The following is a 1096-nucleotide window of genomic DNA, read 5'->3' as shown; positions in this document are numbered from 1 at the left end:
AAAATGCTGCACCGCCTTTTTCTATTGCTTTTGCTTGCAGGGCCACTTAGTGCGCTTGAATTAAAGGATCGTTTAGATGAGCCTTCGCGAACCTTCAACAATGTCGAGAAGTCGGCTTTTCTTGATGTCACGACTCTCGGTGATCGATTGCTAACAATCGGCGAACGCGGCGTCATTGCTTACTCTAATGACGGAGGTGAAAACTGGGTTCAGGCAAAGGTGCCTGTTTCAACGATGCTCACAGCGATGTACTTTGTTGATGATACCCATGGCTGGGCAGTGGGGCATAGTGCCGTGGTTCTTCATACGCAAGATGCTGGCGAAAACTGGACGCTTCAGTTTGATGGCAAGCGAGCTAATGAGCTGCTCCTTGACGGTGCTAAAGCAGACTATCAAGCTCTTCGGGAAGAGTACGATGCCGCCGATGAGGAAGCTCAGGACGATTTGTCCTACGATTTAGATGATGCCGAATTCGCCCTATCGAATGCTGAGTTTGATAGCCAGTTAGGGCCAGCGAACCCTCTTTTGGAAGTGTATTTTGAAAACAAAGATAAAGGCTATGTTGTCGGTGCCTACGGTTTATTTTTTGCAACCGAGGATGGTGGTAAGACCTGGTTTTCGATGGCAAACCGTTTAGAGAATTTTGACCGTTACCACCTAAACTCAATTGCTGTTTTATCCACTGGTGCCGTTTTGATAGTCGGTGAGGCCGGCACAATGTTCGCCTCATATGATCAGGGGGAGAGCTGGGAAACCTTATATAGCCCATATGAAGGCTCTTTTTTTGGCATTCAGGAAGTCCCTCAGGTCAAAGAAGTGTTGATTTATGGTTTGAAAGGCAATGTGTATAGCTCAGCCGATGAAGGTCAATCATGGGATAAGGTTGCTACGCCTGCAACGACTAACTTAACCGGCTCTACGATTGATGAAAATGGCGTGGTGATATTAAGTGGCTTTTCAGGTGTGATTGTACGCAGCACCGACCAGGGTAAGACTTTCTCTAAAGTTAAACAGTCGGGTCTAGAGGCTTATAACGCTGTTGCGACATTAAAGAACTCTGAATTGGTGCTGGTGAGTGATCATGGTGTCCACTTTC

1 protein-coding gene is annotated in these 1096 nt (G+C 46.9%); it reads left to right on the top strand.

The features are described 5' to 3' along the window. Positions 1-1096: YCF48-related protein (locus tag A3729_RS00675; protein WP_156497545.1), on the top strand; the 1096-nt coding region annotated here is incomplete at both ends.

Source organism: Oleiphilus sp. HI0043, from assembly GCF_001634935.1.
This window is presented reverse-complemented; position numbering and strand designations above follow the sequence as displayed.